At 72.4% G+C, this 16,187-nt stretch carries 16 protein-coding genes; 3 read left to right on the forward strand and 13 right to left on the reverse strand.

Annotated elements, in window-relative coordinates; translation table 11 throughout:
• Positions 1 to 4 precede the first annotated feature (4 nt).
• The 4 genes from NX794_RS06030 to NX794_RS06045 form a co-directional block, all read right to left on the reverse strand.
• A complete protein-coding gene (locus NX794_RS06030; protein ID WP_258777142.1) occupies positions 5 to 961 on the reverse strand; it encodes a cytochrome c oxidase assembly protein in 957 nt (318 codons plus the stop codon).
• 119 nt (positions 962 to 1,080) lie between these two features.
• On the reverse strand, positions 1,081 to 2,106 hold the full coding sequence (locus tag NX794_RS06035; protein WP_258777143.1) for a 6-phosphofructokinase: 1,026 nt from the start codon (positions 2,104 to 2,106) through the stop codon (positions 1,081 to 1,083).
• Positions 2,107 to 2,271: 165 nt separating this feature from the next.
• Complete coding sequence (locus NX794_RS06040) at positions 2,272 to 3,000, reverse strand: type 1 glutamine amidotransferase (protein ID WP_258777144.1); 729 nt, start codon at positions 2,998 to 3,000, stop codon at positions 2,272 to 2,274.
• A gap of 19 nt (positions 3,001 to 3,019) precedes the next feature.
• On the reverse strand, positions 3,020 to 4,258 hold the full coding sequence (locus NX794_RS06045; RefSeq protein ID WP_258777145.1) for a MurT ligase domain-containing protein: 1,239 nt from the start codon (positions 4,256 to 4,258) through the stop codon (positions 3,020 to 3,022).
• A gap of 153 nt (positions 4,259 to 4,411) precedes the next feature.
• On the opposite strand from NX794_RS06045, the gene def reads away from it, so the two are divergent.
• Entirely contained in the window at positions 4,412 to 4,996 is a 585-nt protein-coding gene (def, locus tag NX794_RS06050; protein WP_258777146.1) for a peptide deformylase, read from the forward strand.
• Here the strand turns inward: def and NX794_RS06055 are convergent.
• A complete protein-coding gene (locus tag NX794_RS06055; protein WP_258777147.1) occupies positions 4,993 to 5,637 on the reverse strand; it encodes a TetR/AcrR family transcriptional regulator in 645 nt (214 codons plus the stop codon). The two genes, def and NX794_RS06055, sit on opposite strands and share 4 nt — an antisense overlap.
• A gap of 166 nt (positions 5,638 to 5,803) precedes the next feature.
• Between NX794_RS06055 and NX794_RS06060 the strand changes: the two genes are divergently transcribed.
• The gene (locus NX794_RS06060; RefSeq protein ID WP_258777148.1) at positions 5,804 to 7,033 is read left to right on the forward strand and encodes an acyl-CoA dehydrogenase family protein; all 1,230 of its coding nucleotides are present in this window, start codon (positions 5,804 to 5,806) and stop codon (positions 7,031 to 7,033) included.
• Positions 7,034 to 7,082: 49 nt separating this feature from the next.
• Here NX794_RS06060 and NX794_RS06065 read toward each other — a convergent pair whose 3' ends face one another.
• The 8 genes from NX794_RS06065 to NX794_RS06100 form a co-directional block, all read right to left on the reverse strand.
• Positions 7,083 to 7,601 carry a cupin domain-containing protein gene (locus NX794_RS06065; RefSeq protein WP_258777149.1) on the reverse strand — a complete coding sequence of 173 codons (519 nt, stop codon included), beginning with the start codon at positions 7,599 to 7,601 and terminating at the stop codon, positions 7,083 to 7,085.
• 7 nt (positions 7,602 to 7,608) lie between these two features.
• On the reverse strand, positions 7,609 to 8,826 hold the full coding sequence (locus tag NX794_RS06070; RefSeq protein WP_258777150.1) for a cytochrome P450: 1,218 nt from the start codon (positions 8,824 to 8,826) through the stop codon (positions 7,609 to 7,611).
• Entirely contained in the window at positions 8,823 to 9,890 is a 1,068-nt protein-coding gene (locus NX794_RS06075; RefSeq protein ID WP_258777151.1) for a type III polyketide synthase, read from the reverse strand. The genes NX794_RS06070 and NX794_RS06075 overlap by 4 nt, the downstream gene beginning before the upstream one ends.
• A gap of 201 nt (positions 9,891 to 10,091) precedes the next feature.
• On the reverse strand, positions 10,092 to 10,325 hold the full coding sequence (locus tag NX794_RS06080; RefSeq protein ID WP_258777152.1) for a DUF6213 family protein: 234 nt from the start codon (positions 10,323 to 10,325) through the stop codon (positions 10,092 to 10,094).
• 26 nt (positions 10,326 to 10,351) lie between these two features.
• Complete coding sequence (locus NX794_RS06085; RefSeq protein WP_258777153.1) at positions 10,352 to 11,737, reverse strand: NADP-dependent succinic semialdehyde dehydrogenase; 1,386 nt, start codon at positions 11,735 to 11,737, stop codon at positions 10,352 to 10,354.
• Between the two features lie 78 nt (positions 11,738 to 11,815).
• The gene (locus tag NX794_RS06090) at positions 11,816 to 12,286 is read right to left on the reverse strand and encodes an NUDIX hydrolase (protein ID WP_258777154.1); all 471 of its coding nucleotides are present in this window, start codon (positions 12,284 to 12,286) and stop codon (positions 11,816 to 11,818) included.
• Positions 12,286 to 13,824 (reverse strand): ATP-dependent DNA ligase, encoded by a 1,539-nt coding sequence (locus NX794_RS06095; RefSeq protein ID WP_258777155.1) that lies wholly within the window; start codon positions 13,822 to 13,824, stop codon positions 12,286 to 12,288. The genes NX794_RS06090 and NX794_RS06095 overlap by 1 nt, the downstream gene beginning before the upstream one ends.
• Before the next feature lie 728 nt (positions 13,825 to 14,552).
• Entirely contained in the window at positions 14,553 to 15,485 is a 933-nt protein-coding gene (locus NX794_RS06100) for an NAD(P)/FAD-dependent oxidoreductase (protein ID WP_258777156.1), read from the reverse strand.
• A gap of 77 nt (positions 15,486 to 15,562) precedes the next feature.
• Here NX794_RS06100 and NX794_RS06105 point away from each other — a divergent pair, with 77 nt between their 5' ends.
• Positions 15,563 to 16,138: a helix-turn-helix domain-containing protein gene (locus tag NX794_RS06105; protein ID WP_258777157.1), complete on the forward strand. Its 576-nt coding sequence runs from the start codon at positions 15,563 to 15,565 to the stop codon at positions 16,136 to 16,138.
• The last annotated feature ends 49 nt before the right edge of the window (positions 16,139 to 16,187 follow it).

Consider the following 16,187-nt stretch of genomic DNA (forward strand, 5'->3'; position numbering starts at 1 on the left):
CGTGTCAGGCCCGGCCCTCGCGGGCGCTCAGCGAGGCGAGATAGGCGTTGTACGCCTCCAGCTCCTTGTCACCGTCCCGGTCGGCGGCCCGGTCCATGCGCTTGGCCTGCCGTTTCTCGGAGCCGTACCACTGGAACAGCAGCGCGATCAGCACCAGCACGGACGGCACCTCGCTGAACGCCCAGGCGATGCCGCCGGCCGCGTTCTGGTCGGACAGCGCGTCGATGCCGAGCGAGCCGGGCGGGTTCCGGAACGTCTCCACCATCGGCGTCGACGCCATCATCAGCGCGATACCGAAGAACGCGTGGAACGGCATGCCCGCGAACAGCTCCAGCATCCGCATCAGGTGGCCCGGCCGGTGCGGGCCCGGGTCCAAGCCGATGATCGGCCAGAAGAAGACCACGCCGACCGCGAGGAAGTGCACCATCATCGCGATGTGCCCGGCCTTCGAGCCCATCAGGAAGTCGAACAGCGGGGTGAAGTAGAGCGCGTACAGGCTCGCGATGAACATCGGGATCGTGAACGCCGGGTGCGTGACGACCCGCATGTACCGGCTGTGCAGCAGGGCCAGCAGCAGTTCGCGCGGCCCCCTGCGGCCTCTCCCGGCGGTCGGCAGCGCGCGCAGCGCCAGCGTCACCGGCGCGCCGAGCAGGATCAGGATCGGCGACAGCATGCTGATGATCATGTGCTGCACCATGTGCACGCTGAACATGACCATCCCGTAGTCGTTCAGCCTGGTGCACATCACCAGCACGATGGTCAGCACGCCCACCACGTACGACACCGTCCGCGACACCGGCCAGGCGTCACCGCGCCGGCGCAGCCGCACGACCCCCCAGCCGTACAGGGCGAGCCCGAGCAGGCAGGCGACGAGGAAGAAGGGGTCGGCCGACCACTGGAGCCCCCGCCCCAGCGTGAACGGCGGCAGATCCATCGTCATGCCGTGCCCGCTGTGATCCATCCGCCGGCTCCTGATTCGTGGGGGTTGTGCGATTCTGTCCGCCCACCAGAGTAGGACCGCCCCCGGTCACGCCGGTGACCGGGGGCGGGTTGTTCACGTATGGACCAGTGGGTCGGGGACTACAGCACGCACTCCGCCTCGTCGTACCGCTCCGCGGGCACCGTCTTGAGCGTCTCCACGGCCTCGGCCAGCGACACCATGACGATGTCGGTGCCGCGCAGCGCGGTCATCCGGCCGAACTCGCCCCGGTGCACGGCCTCCACCGCGTGCCAGCCGAACCGGGTGGCGAGCACCCGGTCGTACGCCGTCGGTGTGCCGCCGCGCTGCACGTGCCCGAGGATCACCGGGCGGGCTTCCTTGCCGAGCCGGTGCTCCAGCTCGACCGAGAGCTGCCGCGCGATGCCCGCGAAGCGCTCGTGGCCGTAGACGTCCTTGCCGCCCTCGTCGAACTCCATGGAACCGGGCCGGGGTTTGGCGCCCTCCGCGGCGACCACGATGGCGAACCGCTTGCCCGCCTCGAACCGCTCGCCGACCTTGCGGGTCAACTCCTCGATGTCGAAGGGCCGTTCCGGGACGACGACGGCGTGGGCGCCGGCCGCCATGCCGGAGTGCAGCGCGATCCAGCCGGTGTGCCGGCCCATGACCTCCACGATCAGCACCCGCTGGTGCGACTCGGCGGTGGTCTTCAGCCGGTCCAGCGCCTCCGTGGCCACGGTGACGGCGGTGTCGAAGCCGAAGGTCACGTCCGTGACAGCGATGTCGTTGTCGATGGTCTTGGGGACGCCGACGATCGGCAGCCCGTTGTCGGACAGCAGCCGGGCCGCCTTCAGCGTGCCCTCGCCGCCGATCGGGATGATCGCGTCGAGGCCCAGCTCCGCGACATGGCCCCGGGCCCGCTCCACCCCGTCGCGCAGATGCTCGGGCCGGACCCGGGAGGAACCGAGGATGGTGCCGCCGCGGGCCAGGATGCCGCCCACGGCGTCGAGGTCGAGCTTGAGGTAGTCGCACTCCAGGAGGCCTTTCCAGCCGTCCCGGAAACCGATGACCTCGTCGCCGTGGTCGACGACGGCGCGGTGCACGACGGACCGGATGACGGCGTTCAGGCCGGGGCAGTCGCCGCCGGACGTGAGGACACCAATGCGCATAGCCCGATTACCTTCTCGACGTGGGCCAGGGACCGGACCACGTTGTCCGGCGGATTCCCGGTCAGCCTACCGGCGTGACCGGGTCCGTCCGTAGCGGGCGTCCGCCTGCTGGACGCGCCCGCACATGTGAGCGCGGCGCCCGTCAGGCGGTCACCCGCCGGGTGCCTACGCGGGCTGCTGAGCGGCGGCGATGCGCTCGGTGCGGAGCGCCTCGTACCAGTGGTCGTCGATCGGCGGCAGCGCGTTGACGTCGAGCGCCAGCTTCAGCAGCAGGTCGGCGATCAGCGGGTTGCGGGCCAGCACCGGCCCGTGCATGTACGTGCCGAACACCGTGCCGTTGTACGCGCCCTCCGTGCCGTCCCCGGTGCCGTTGCCCTTGCCGATCCGGGTCCGGGCGAACGGGCGGGCGGTGGCGCCGAGGTGGGTGACGCCCTGGTGGTTCTCAAAGCCGGTCAGCGGCGGCAGCCCGAGCTGCGGGTCGATGTCGCCGAGCACGTCACCGACGCACCGCTCGCCCTCGCCGCGCACGGACACCACGTCGAGCAGGCCGAGACCCGGCTCGCGCTGGCCGAGGTCGTTGATGAACTCGTGGCCGAGGATCTGGTAGCCGGCGCACACGGAGAAGACGATCGCGCCGTTCTCCACCGCCCGGTGCAGATGTCCGTCCCGGCGCAGCCGCTCGGCCGCGAGCCGCTGCGGGCGGTCCTCGCCGCCGCCGATCAGGTAGATGTCGCCGGAGGTCGGGATCGGCTGGTCGCTGCGCACGTCGAGGCGGGCCACGTCCAGGCCGCGCTGACGCGCCCGGCGCTCCACGACGAGCGCGTTGCCCTGGTCGCCGTAGGTGCTCAGCAGGTCCGGGTAGATCCACACCAGCCGCAGTTGGTTGTCGCTCATGAGTGATCCCCTTCGACGATCAGTTGCCGACGCGGCGGCGCAGGTCCTGGAACGCGGTGTAGTTCGCGATGACCTCGATCCGGCCCGGCGGGCACATCCCCACGGCCTGGTCGAGGTCCTCGCAGACCTGGAAGTGCTGGTTCGCGACCTCCAGGCGCACGGCGAGGTCGAGCTTGCGGTCACCGACGACGAAGATCGGGTGGCCGGTCAGCCGCGTGTAGTCGACGTCCCACAGCCAGGAGGTGTCGGTGCCGTCGGCCCCGCGCGCGTTCACCGAGAGGATCACCGGGGCGGGCGGCGGGTCGATCAGGGAGAACGTCTCCAGCCAGCCGGCCGGGTTCTTCGCCAGCAGCAGCCGGAGGTCGCGGTTCTGGAACTGGACGACGTCGTACCGGCCGGCGACGGCCTGCACCGCGTACATCCGCTCCAGGGCGACCTGCGGCGGGACCCCGAACACGGCGGCGACGGCCGCGGAGCTGGCCGCGTTGGCCTTGTTGGCGCGGCCCGGCAGCTGGAGGTGGATCGGCCAGGCGGAGCCGTGCGGGTCGAGGACGTGGTCCCCGGACAGCGCCCAGGTGGGCGTGGGCCGGCGGAAGCCGCACTCGCCGCAGAACCAGTCGTCGCCGGGGCGCTGCATCACGCCGCCGCACGACGGGCAGGACCAGGCGTCGTCCTTCCACATCTGCCCGGCCGCGACCCACATCACGTTCGGGGAGGAGGAGGCGGCCCAGACCACCAGCGGGTCGTCGCAGTTGGCCACGATGACGGCCTTCGAGCCGGCCAGGCCCTCGCGCCAGTTCTCCGCGAGCATGCGGGTCTCGGCGGCGCGGTCCAACTGGTCCCGGGAGAGGTTCAGCAGGGCGATGCACTTCGGGCTGGTGTCACGGGCGACACCGGCCAGGTACTTCTCGTCGACCTCGATGACGCCGAACTTGGACTCCGAGCCGCCCGCGAGCGCCGACGTGATGCCGGCCGGCATGTTGGCGCCGAGCGCGTTCGACACGACCGGGCCGGCGGCGCGCAGCGCCTCCGCGATCAGCCGGGTCGTCGTGGTCTTGCCGTTGGTGGCGGACACCAGGACGACGTCCAGGTTCTGCGCGAGCCGCCCGAGCAGATCGGGGTCGAGTTTCAGCGCGACCCGGCCGCCGATCACCGAACCGCTGCCGCGTCCCGCGGCGCGCGATGCCGCGGCGACCGCCTTGCCCGCGGTCACGGCCAGCTTGGCCCGCGGCGAGAGCGGGTCCGAGTTGCCTGCCATCAGTTCTCGATCCTCCTTGCGTACGCGCCGCGCCTGGGGCCATCCGGCAGCGTGGTGTGGACCTCAGCCTATCGAGATCCGTTCGCACACCCGAATCCCGGTCCACCGCCAGTGCGGCGGGCATGAGCATGAACGAACCGTACCCTTGCCGCCATGCGACACGGTTCCATTCCGGGCGCCCACGGGCGCGTCCGGCCCCTCACCCTGCTCGGCGACGCCGCCCTCGGCGAACGATGCCGGGACGTCACCGGCTTCGGCGGCGAGCTGGCGGCCCTCGTGGAGGACCTCTTCGCCACGATGTACGCGGCCCAGGGGGTGGGCCTGGCCGCGAATCAGATCGGGGTGCCGCTGCGGGTGTTCGTGTACGACTGCCCGGACGACGACGATGTCCGGCATCTCGGGCATGTGGTGAACCCGCGCCTGGTGACGGCGGACGGGATCGTGCTCCGGGGCCCGGAGGGCTGTCTGTCCCTGCCCGGTCTGGAGGCCGGGACCGAGCGGTACGACCACGCGGTGGTCGAGGGCGTGACCATGACGGGGGAGCCGGTCACGGTCCACGGCACGGGCTTCTTCGCCCGCTGCCTCCAGCACGAGTGCGACCACCTGGAGGGGCGTGTGTACGCGGACCGTGTCACGGGCTGGCGGCGGCGGAGGCTGGCCGGACAGGTCCGGCGCGCCTCGTGGTACGGGGGTGACGGGGGGCCGTTGGAGCCGCCGGCCGTGACAGGGGGTAGCTAGAACCCCGGGCCGCCCACCCGGTCGCCCGCCGCCGCGAGGCGGCCCCAGAGGAGGTCGGCGAGGGAGCGTACCAACACGGCCCGGGAGCAGGGGCGTTCGCCGAGCCACCAGTCGCCGGCCGCGTGCATCATGCCGACGATGCCGTGGCCCCAGACCCGGGCGAGCTGCTGGCTCTCCGGGCCGAGGTCCACCCGCTCCTCGATCACCTGGGCCAGCTCCTCGCCCATCCGCCTGAGCAGCGGGGCGCTGTGCTTGCCGACGTCGAAGCCCTGGTCGCCGCCGGTGCTGCCCTCCGCCGGGTGCATGAGGAACCGATACACCTGGGGGCGGGCCTCGATCGCCGCCAGATAGGTCTCCAGCGTCGACTCGACCCGCTCGCGCCGCTCGGCCGGCGCGTCGAGGGCGGCCCGCAGCGAGGCGAGCAGGGCGTCCGTGTGCCGCTTGGCCAAGGCCGCGTAAAGACCGCCCTTGTCGCCGAAGTGCCGGTAGAGGATCGGTTTCGTGATACCCGCCTCCGCCGCGATCGCGTTCATCGACGCCTGCGGGCCGTCGCGCAGCACCACCCGGTCCGCGGCCTCCAGCAGCTCGCGCCGGCGGCGGTCGGCGGACCGCTGCTGATCGGTCCGCTGTGTGGTGTCCATGTGCTCTCCCCACCCGTGCTGATTCGGTGACGCTTGCGAAAACTAACACTGACCGGGGCCCTGACATCGAACGGGAGCCCGGGGGGCGGTCCCGGTTGACTTTCTCTACCCGTCGGTAACAGACTGCGGTTACCGCTAGTAACACCGTACCGCCGCTGGAGGGGTCATGGCCGAGTTCACCATGGAGCTGAACGACGAGCAGAGGGAAGTCCGGGACTGGCTCCATGGCTTCGCCGCCGACGTCATCCGCCCCGCGGCCGCCGAGTGGGACGAGCGCGAGGAGACGCCCTGGCCCGTCATCCAGGAGGCCGCGAAGGTCGGCATCTACTCCCTCGACTTCTACGCGCAGCAGTACTTCGACCCCACCGGCCTCGGCATCCCGATGGCCATGGAGGAACTGTTCTGGGGCGACGCGGGCATCGCCCTGTCCATCGTCGGCACCGGCCTCGCCGCCGTGGGCGTGCTCGCCAACGGCACCGAGGAACAGATCGGCACCTGGATCCCGCAGATGTACGGCGACCAGAACGACGTCAAGGTCGCCGCCTTCTGCTCCTCCGAGCCCGACGCCGGCTCCGACGTGGCCTCCCTGCGCACCCGCGCCGTCTACGACGAGGCCAAGGACGAGTGGGTGATCAACGGCACGAAGACCTGGGCGACCAACGGCGGCATAGCCAACGTCCACGTCGTCGTCGCCGTGGTGGACCCGGAGCTGGGCTCCAAGGGCCACGCCTCCTTCATCGTCCCGCCGGGCACCCCCGGCCTCTCCCAGGGCCAGAAGTTCAAGAAGCACGGCATCCGCGCCTCGCACACGGCCGAGGTCGTCCTGGACCACGTCCGCGTCCCCGGCTCCTGCCTGCTCGGCGGCAAGGAGAAGCTGGACCAGCGGCTGGCCCGGGCCCGCGAGAAGGCCAAGGCGAGCGGCGGCGAGCGGGTGAAGAACGCGGCGATGGCCACCTTCGAGGCGTCCCGTCCGGCCGTCGGCGCGATGGCCGTCGGCACCGCGCGCGCCGCCTACGAGGTCGCCCTCGACTACGCGAAGACCCGGGAGCAGTTCGGGCGCCCGATCATCGACAATCAGGGCGTCGCCTTCCAGCTCGCCGACATGCGCACCCGGATCGACGCGGCGCGGCTGCTGGTGTGGCGGGCCTCGTGGATGGCGGTCAACGGCAAGCCCTTCACGGCGGCCGAGGGCTCGATGTCCAAGCTGTTCGCCAGCGAGACGGCGAAGAAGGTGACCGCGCAGGCCGTCCAGATCCTCGGCGGCAACGGCTACACCCGGGAGTACCCGGTCGAGCGGATGCACCGCGACAGCGCCATCTACACCATCTTCGAGGGGACGAGCGAGATCCAGCGCCTCGTCATCGCCCGCACCCTGTCAGGCATGCCGATCCGGTAGTCCGGAGCGGGGCACGGTATGCGCCGCCGTGCCCCGCGTCCGGGTGCGCTCACCGGTGCCTGAGCGGTGTCAGCTGCTGGATGTCGTACTTCTCCCGCAGAGCCTCGATGGCCTCCTGGTCGGGCGGACCGCCGTCCCTGAGGATCTCCAGCAGTTCCTCGAAGTAGCGTTCGTGGTCCGGGGGCGGGCTCGCCTGGAAGAACATCTTCGCCGGCGTGTCCGTCGGGTTCGCGAACGCGTGCGGGCAGCCCGGGGGTACGACGATGACCGTGCCCGGCGTCGCGCGCACCACGCGGCTGCCCGAACGGGACTCCCAGTGCCGCCAGTTGTCGGGGGTACGGATACGGGGCTCGAAGGCGAGCACGTCCAGCTCGCCCTCCAGCACGTAGAACAACTCCTCGCTGCGCGTGTGCACATGGGCGCCGACGTCGAACCCCGGCGGGACCTCCACCTCGAAGGTGGAGGCCATCCGTGAGTGGGTGCCGGTGACCTTGAACGTCACCCGCTGGGCGGGCGTCGCCATCACGCGGCCCTCGCCCGGCGGTACGAGCAGTCCCTCGGTCGTCATGCGGCCGTCACCACGTCACCGGAAGCGCCTCGGGCCCCCGGATCAGCGCGCCCTTGCGGAACGGCACCTCATCCGCCGGCACCGCCAGCCGCAGCCCCGGCAGCCGGTCCAGCAGCGCGTCCACCAGCAGCTCCTCCTCCAGCCGGGCCAGCATGCCGCCGGGGCAGTAGTGCGGGCCGAAACCGAACGCCACATGGGGGTTGGGGCTGCGCGAGAAGTCGATGGTCTCCGGGTCCGGGAAGACCTCCGGGTCGCGGTTGGCGGCCAGGTAGGAGACGTAGATCGGGTCCCCGGCCCGGATCAGCACGCCCCTGATCTCCACGTCCTCCAACGCGATCCGGGACAGGCCGACCGCGTTGCGGTGCGGGATGTAGCGCAGGAGTTCGTCGATCGCCTTCGGGCGGATCCCCGGCTCCTCGCGCAGCTTGCGCGCCAGGTCCGGGCGGGTCAGCAGCACGTAGAACAGCTGACCGCTGTTGTTGGTGACCGCCTCGCCGCCGATCTGGAGCAGCACCGCCAGACCGACGGCCTCCTCCAGCGTCACCTCGTCGCGGCCCACGGCGGCGCCGAGCAGCGAGGTGACGTCCTCGGCCGTGCTGTTCTCGCGCAGCCCGATCAGGTCGGCGAAGTAGGCGCTCATCTCGCGTTTCGCCCGCTCGCTGACCTCCTTGCCGTGCGCGGAGGACAGGATCAGCTGCGTCCACTCGTGCATCCGGTGCCGGTCCCCGGCCGGGACGCCCATCAGCTCGCAGATCACCGCGATCGGGAAGGGGCTGAGGACCGTCGCCGTCAGGTCGGCCGGCGGGCCGTCCCGCAGGAGTCCGTCCACCAACTCGTCCAGCATGCCGCGGGCCTGCTCGCGGACCCGCGCCACGCCCTTGGCCGTGAAGGCGGCGGCGACCGAGCGGCGCAGCCGGTTGTGGTCGGGCGGGTCGAGGAAGCCGACCGCGCCCCGGTCCGGGATGAAGTGCGGGGCGAGCCGGGTCACCGGCTGCTCCATCACCGCCTCCCGGCTGAACCGCGGGTCGTTGGCCACCATCCGCACGTCCTCGTACCGGGTGACCAGCCACGCCCAGCCCTCGCCGTTGGGGAGCTGGATGCGGGTGACCGGGCCCTCGCTCATCAGCTCGGCCAGCACCGGATCGAAGTCCGTCCCGGACAGGTCGAACGCCGGCCACTGCCGGACCGGGGGCATCGCCTCGGTGAGCGTCGTCTCCTCGGTCATCGGGAGGCCCCGTTCCCGTCGCCGACCCAGCGGCCCACCGTCATCTCGGCGGTGATGCCGGGGCCGAACCCGGCGAGCAGACCGCGGGCCCGCTCCTCGGCGCCGCCCTCGTCGAACAGCCGGCGCAGCGCGTCCAGGACGACGGCGCTGGCTATGTTGCCGTACTCGGTCAGCGTGGACCGGCTGAAGCGGAAGGCGTGCGGGTCGACCTCCAGGAACTTGCTGAGGTCGTCGAGGATGCGCGGACCGCCGGCGTGGATGATGTAGAAGTCCAGGTCGGAGGCGTCCCAGCCGTGTGTGCCCGCCAGGTCCTTGAGCGCGGGCGCGAGCGGCTCCATGGTCGTCGGCACCCGCTTGTCCAGCAGGAAGTGGAAGCCGGTGGCCCGGACGTCGTAGGCGATCCAGTCCTCCGTCTTCGGGATCAGGTACGAGCCGTTGCGCTCCAGCTGGACGCCGGTGCCGCCGCTGCCGCGCACCACGGCCGCGGCGATGCCGTCGCCAAACAGGCCGTTGGAGAGCAGTGAACCGATGCCGAGGTCGGTGGGCTGGTAGCACAGCGAGCAGAACTCGCAGGCCACGATGAGCGCGTTGGCGTTCGGGTAGGCCGAGCAGAAGTCGTGCGCCCGGTTGATCGCCGCGCCGCCCGCCGCGCAGCCCAGCTGGGCTATCGGGAGCTGGCGGGTGGTGCTGTCGAAGTCCATCTCGTTGATCAGCCACGCGGTCAGCGAGGGCATCATGAAGCCCGTGCACGACACGTAGATGATCACGTCGATGTCGCTGGTCAGCAGCTCGGCGTCGTCGAGCGCGCGCTGGATCACCGCCGGGACCCGGGCCTTGGCCTCGGCCTCGTAGAGCTTGTTGCGGTCCTCGAACCCCGGGTGCTTGAGGGTCTCCTCGATGGGCTGCACGATGTGCCGGGTCTTGACGCCCGTGTTCTCGATCAGCCGCAGCGCGAGGGGCAGTTGAGGGTGGTCCGCGTGGTGCGAGCGCGCCAGCTCCAGCGTCTCCTCCATCGTGATCACGTGCTCCGGGACCGACACCGAGGGCCTGCACAAAGTCGCCATGAACCGTCCCTGCTTTCCGTCGACCGGTGGGCCTTCACCCACCGTCCAGAAGGTGGTTCACCTCTGTGGGTGCTCCACCCACCGTCACCCGACGGGACGAACATCTCGCGTTGGGTTACTCCGAATCGGGGACCCGGAACCCGGCGACCAGGGCGAATTCATGCCGCCGTAGGAGGGAAAACGCGCTGATAGGCGTTAGGACTACGGTGCGCCGCTGCTGTGGGCGATGCACGCCACGTCGATACGGTCCGCGAGCTTGGCCAGCTCGATGGTCAGCGCGGCCACCGTGTCCTCGTCCAGCTCCTGTTCCCCGGTCTCCACCAGGCGCAGCCAGCGCCCGCCCACGGTGCGCAGCAGTTTGCTCACGTCGGACGCCGCGACCTGCAGATTGCCGCGGTCGTCGACGATCAGAGGCAGGGTCACTTCGCGGTTCACAAAAGGGGATGGTAGCCGCGTGGCGGTCAGGCACCCTGCCAAACCGTGGTGATGTTGCAGAACTCGCGGATTCCGTGCCCGGACAGCTCACGCCCGTACCCGGAGCGCTTCACGCCGCCGAAGGGCAGCGCGGGGTGCGAGGCGGTCATGCCGTTGAAGAACACGCCGCCCGCCTCCAGGTCCCGCGCGAACCGCTCGACCTCGGCCTCGTCCCGGGTCCACACGTTCGAACTCAGGCCGAACAGCGAGTCGTTGGCGATCAGCAGCGCCTCGTCCAGGTCGCCGGCCCGGTACAGCGTGGCGACCGGTCCGAAGGCCTCCTCGCGATGGACGCGCATCTCCCGGGTGATGTCGGCCAGCACGGTCGGCGGGTAGTACCAGCCGGGTCCGTCGGGGCGCTCGCCGCCGCACAGCACCTCGGCACCGCCGCGCCGGGCGTCGTCGACCAGCTCCTCCAGGTCGGCGCGGCCCTGCTCGCTGGCGAGCGGCCCGACCTCGGTGTCCTCCTCCAGCGGGTCGCCGACCTGGAGGGCCCGCATGCCCGCGGCGAACTTCTCGGCGAAGGCGTCGTAGACGTCGGTGTGCACGATGAAGCGCTTGGCGGCGATGCAGGACTGGCCGTTGTTCTGCACCCGCGCGGTCACCGCGACCTGTGCCGCCCGGTCCAGGTCGGCGGAGGGCATCACGATGAACGGGTCGCTGCCGCCCAGCTCCAGCACCGTCTTCTTGATCATCTCGCCGGCGGTGGCGGCGACCGCCCGGCCCGCGGGCTCGCTGCCGGTGAGGGTGGCCGCCTTGACCCGCTCGTCGCGCAGGATCTCGTCCACCGCGCCCGAGCCGATCAGCAGCGTCTGGAAACAGCCCTCCGGGAAGCCCGCCCGGTGGAACAGGTCCTCCAGGTAGAGGGCGGTCTGCGGCACGTTGGACGCGTGCTTGAGCAGGCCCACGTTGCCCGCCATCAGCGCGGGCGCGGCGAACCGCACCACCTGCCACAGCGGGAAGTTCCACGGCATCACGGCGAGCACCGGGCCGAGCGGGCGGTAGCGGACCACCGCCCGGGAGGCCCCGGAGTCCCGCACGTCCGCCTCGGTCGGCTCCTCGTCGGCCAGCAGTGCCTCGGCGCGCTCGGCGTACCAGCGCATCGCCTTGGCGCACTTGGCGGCCTCCGCGCGGGCCTGCCGCACCGGCTTGCCCATCTCGGTCGTCATGACCCGGGCGATCTCCCGCTGGTCCTCGTCCAGCAGGTCAGCGGCCCGGTTCAGCAGGCGGGCGCGCTCGGCGAACGCGGTCGTCCGGTAGGTGCGGAACGTGGCCTCGGCGAGCTGGAGCCGGCGCTCCAGCTCCTCCTCGCCCATGGCCTCGTACGTCTTGAGCGTCTCGCCGTTCGCCGGATTCACCGTCGCGATGGGCATGGCTGACCTCCCCTGGGAGCGGGCTGTGTCTCGACCTTCGCGCGCGGCCGGGCCGGCCGCAACGCAAGGCCGCCTGTCTCAGCCCGAGTGCTCCGTCAGCCGGTCCAGAAACGCGGCCTGCGCCGTGACGATCACCGCACGGGCCCGGTCGAGGCCGAGCCACGCCACCCGGTCCAGCTCCGGGAACTCCTGGACCCGGCCCGAGCGCGGCGGCCACTCCATGGTGAAGGTGCCCGGCACGATCGCCTCCGGGTCGAGGTCCGCCTCGACGGCCCACGCCGTGACGACCTTGCCGCCCGCCTGCCTGACCTCGCCGAGCGGTACGGCCTCCCCGTCGGGCGGCGCAAGGCCCAGCTCCTCCCGGAACTCCCGGCGGGCCGCCTCCCAGGCCGGCTCGTCCGGCTGGTACTCGCCCTTCGGCACCGTCCAGGCGCCCGCGTCCTTCTTCGCGTAGAAGGGGCCGCCCATGTGCCCCAGCAGCACTTCGATGCCCTCGCCGGTGTGCCGGAAAAGCAGCAGACCCGCGCTGCGCTTCGTCGCACGCGTCATCAGGGGGTGACCTCCGGGTGGGCCGCGAGCAGGGCCTCCACGGTATCGGCCTCCTCGGGGCGCTTGTCCTCGCGGTAGCGGACCACGCGCGCGAAGCGCAGGGTGACGCCGGCCGGGTAGCGGGTGGAGCGCTGGAGTCCGTCGTAGGCGATCTCGACCACCAGCTCGGGGCGGACCCGGACCACCCAGCCGTCGTCCCCCACCGCCAGCTCGCCCAGCCGCTCGGTCTGCCAGGCGAGCATGGCGTCGGTCATGCCCTTGAAGGTCTTGCCGAGCATCGCGAACGTGCCGTCGGCGGCGCGGGCGCCGAGGTGCAGGTTGGACAGCTTGCCGGTGCGCCGGCCGTGGCCCCACTCGGCGGCCAGCACCACCAGGTCGAGGGTGTGCACCGGCTTGACCTTCAGCCAGGACGCGCCGCGCCGGCCCGCGCTGTACGGCGCGTCCAGCGCCTTGACCACCACGCCCTCGTGGCCGCGCGCCAGGGTGTCGGCGAGGAACCGCTCCGCCTCGGGGACGTCGTCCGGGCCGCCCGCCACGGTACGGCGCACCCGCATCGGCTCGGGCACCAGCCGGGCCAGCTCCGCGTGCCGCTCGGCGAAGGGCAGGTCGAGCAGGTCGCGGCCGTCGACGGAGAGCGCGTCGAAGAAGACGGGGGAGACCGGGACCTCGCCGGCCGCCCGGGCCACGTCCGTGCGGGAGCCGACCCGGCCCGCCGTCTCCTGGAAGGACCGGGGCCGCCCGGCCGCGTCGAAGGAGATCACCTCGCCGTCCAGGATGAACCGCTCGCCACGCAACGCCAGCGCGGCGGCCGTCACTTCGGGCAGCCGGCCGGTGATGTCGTCCAGGGTGCGGGTGTGCACGCGGACCGTGTCGCCGTCGCGGTGCACCTGGACCCGGATGCCGTCCAGCTTCTCCTCCACCGCGCAGGCGCCCAGCTTCGCCGCCGCCTCGGCGACCGAGGAGGCACTGTGCGCCAGCATCGGCTGCACCGGCCGGCCCACGGTGAGCCGGAACCGCTCCAGCGCGCCGGGCCCCTCGGCGAGCAGCGCCTCGGCCACCGTCTGGAGCGAGCCGGCCAGCATCACCGCCCGCCGGGCGTCCGCCGGCTCCACGCCGGTCGCCAGGGCCAGCCCCTCCACGGCGAGCGCGTCCAGCGCGCCCTGCCGGACCTCGCCGGTCAGCAGGCCGCGCAGGAAGCGCTGCTCGTCCTCGGTGGCCGCGCCCATCAGCTCGCCGACGATCCGGGCCCGCTCCGCCTGTGAACCGGCCCCGGCCACCGTGCCCAGCTCCCCGAACCGGGCGTCCACCTCGCGCACGCTCAGCGACGGCTCCTCCGCCGGCGCCACCGCGCGGCCGAGCACCTTCCAGCCGACCCCGATCCGCCCCTGCGGCAGCCGTCCCGCCAGATACGGGATCACGATCGGCACGTCCTCCGCCTCCGCCTCCCGGAACAGCTCCGCGAGCAACGCGACCTTCCGGGACCGCGCCGCCGTGGCGGCCACCTCCCGCGACACCTGTGCGAGCCGGCTCAACAACATGCCCTCAGGGTGCACCGCGGAGGCGGGGCCCACACCTGCGCCGTGCCGTCCGGCGGGTGAGGGAGAGGGGCTTTACGGGGCCGGGGTACCGCCCACTGGGGGAGGGCGGCACTGGTCCGTGCGCGGCCCGGTCCGGGGTGGGGCGGTCCCGGGTCGGGCGGGGGCGGGACGGGTGGGGTCGGGTCGGGCGGGGGCGGGTCGGCAGGATGGCGCGCGGGCCGTGTGACGCGTGCGCTGTGAGAAGCGGCCCGAGTGGTGCCCCGCGTTAGCCGGTACCGACGGCTGTCCCGGCCGTGCGGTGCGAGCCGGTGTCCGTGTGGCTGTCTTGCCCGGATGGCGTGTGCCGGTGTCCGTGGCTGTCGCGGCCGTGCGGTGCGAGCCGGTGTCCTGCCCGGATGGCGTGTGCCGGTGTCCGTGGCTGTCGCGGCCGTGCGGTGCGAGCCGGTGTCCTGCCCGGATGGCGTGTGCCGGTGTCTGCGGCTGTCGCGGCCGTGCGGTGCGAGCCGGTGTCCGCGTGGCTGTCCTGCCCGGATGGCGTGTGCCGGTGTCTGCGGCTGTCGCGGCCGTGCGGTGCGAGCCGGTGTCCGCGTGGCTGTCCCGCCCGGACCGCGCGAGCCGCTACACCCGCAGCCGCCCGCCCGGACGGCGCGAGCCGGCACCGGCAGCCGTCTCGCCCGGACGGCGCGAACCGCTATCCCCGTGCCCCCCCGCCCGGACGGCCCGCGCCGCTAGCGCCGGACCCCCGTGTCCAGGTCGGCGAAGAGCAGTTCGCCGTTGATCGCGGCGCCCGCCCGGTAGCCACGGCTGGCCGCGTTCACCACCTGTTCGGCGAAGCCGCTCGCGTTGCCCGCCGCCCACAGGCCCGGGACGCTGGTCCGGCCGCGTTCGTCGATCACCGGGTACGCGCCGAACGGGGTGTCGTGGAGTTCGGCGCCCAGCCGGGAGAGCAGGGCGTTGTTCGGGACGGCGCGTGGGGCGGCGTACAGGACCTCGCGGGCGTGGACCGTGCCGTCCGCGAGGCGGACGCCGGTGAGCCGGTCGTCGGTGACGACGAGTTCCGCGACCCGGCCGGGTACGAGGGCGACCCCGGCGGTGGCCAGCCGTCGCAGGTCGTCGCCGGACAGCTCCGACTCGTCCACCTCGTGCAGGAACAGCCGTACGTCCTCGGACCACCGGGTGACCATGAGCGCCTGGTGCGCGCTGAGCGGCGAGGTGGCCAGCACCCCGGTGGGCAGGTCGCGCGCCTCCCAGCCGTGGCAGTACGGGCAGTGCAGCACGTCGCGGCCGAAGCGCTCGGCCAGCCCCGGCACCGGCGGCAGTTCGTCGCGCAGGCCGGTGGCGATCACGAGGTGCCGGGCCCGCACGGTCCGGCCACCCGCCACCCGCACCGCGAAGCCCGCCCCCTCCCGGCTCGCGTCCACGACCCGGTCCCGGACCACCCGCACGCCGTACCGGGCGATCTCCTCCCGGCCGACGGCCAGGAACTCCGCCGGGGACATGCCGTCCCGGCCCAGATAGCCATGCAGGTGCGCGGACGGCGCGTTGCGCGGTTCGCCCGCGTCGACCACCAGTGTCCGGCGCCGGGCCCGGCCCAGCACCAGCCCGGCGGACAGGCCGGCCGCGCCGCCACCGGCGACGATCACCTCGTAGTTCTCGGTCATGTGACCACCTCCGCCCCGACGGTCGCCCGGACCCTGCCGTATTGACAAACGTGTTTGCCGAACCTGCAATGTCAGGTATGAGTACCGACGACGTCCTCGCCGAGGTGGGCCCCCGGCTGCGGCGGATCCGCAAGGAGCGTGAGGTGACGCTGGCGGCGCTGTCCGAGCGCACGGGCATCTCCGTCAGCACCCTGTCCCGGCTGGAGTCCGGCCTGCGCCGGCCCAGTCTGGAGCTGCTGCTGCCCATCGCGCAGGCCCACCAGGTCCCGCTGGACGAGCTGGTCGGCGCGCCGCCGGTCGACGACCCCCGGGTGCGGGCCAGGCCACTGACGCGGCACGGCCGCACCTTCTGGCCGCTGACCCGCCAGCCCGGCGGGCTCCAGGCCTTCAAGGTGCTCGAACCCCGGCGGGCGGCGGAGCCGGACCCGCGCACCCACGAGGGCTACGAGTGGCTGTACGTGCTGTCCGGGCGGCTCCGGCTCGTCCTCGGCGAGCACGATGTCGTGCTCGCGGCCGGTGAGGCGGCCGAGTTCGACACCCGGGTACCGCACTGGTTCGGCTCGGCCGGCGAGGGACCGGTCGAGTTCCTGAGCCTGTTCGGGCCGCAGGGCGAGCGGATGCACGTACGGGCCCGCCCGGCCGCCGGGAAGTGACCGGGGAAGTGACCGAGAAGGTTCCGCCGGCTGTTCCCTGATGGGCAAG

The sequence above is a fragment of the Streptomyces pyxinicus genome (assembly GCF_024753135.1).
Taxonomy (GTDB): Bacteria; Actinomycetota; Actinomycetes; order Streptomycetales; family Streptomycetaceae; genus Streptomyces; species Streptomyces pyxinicus.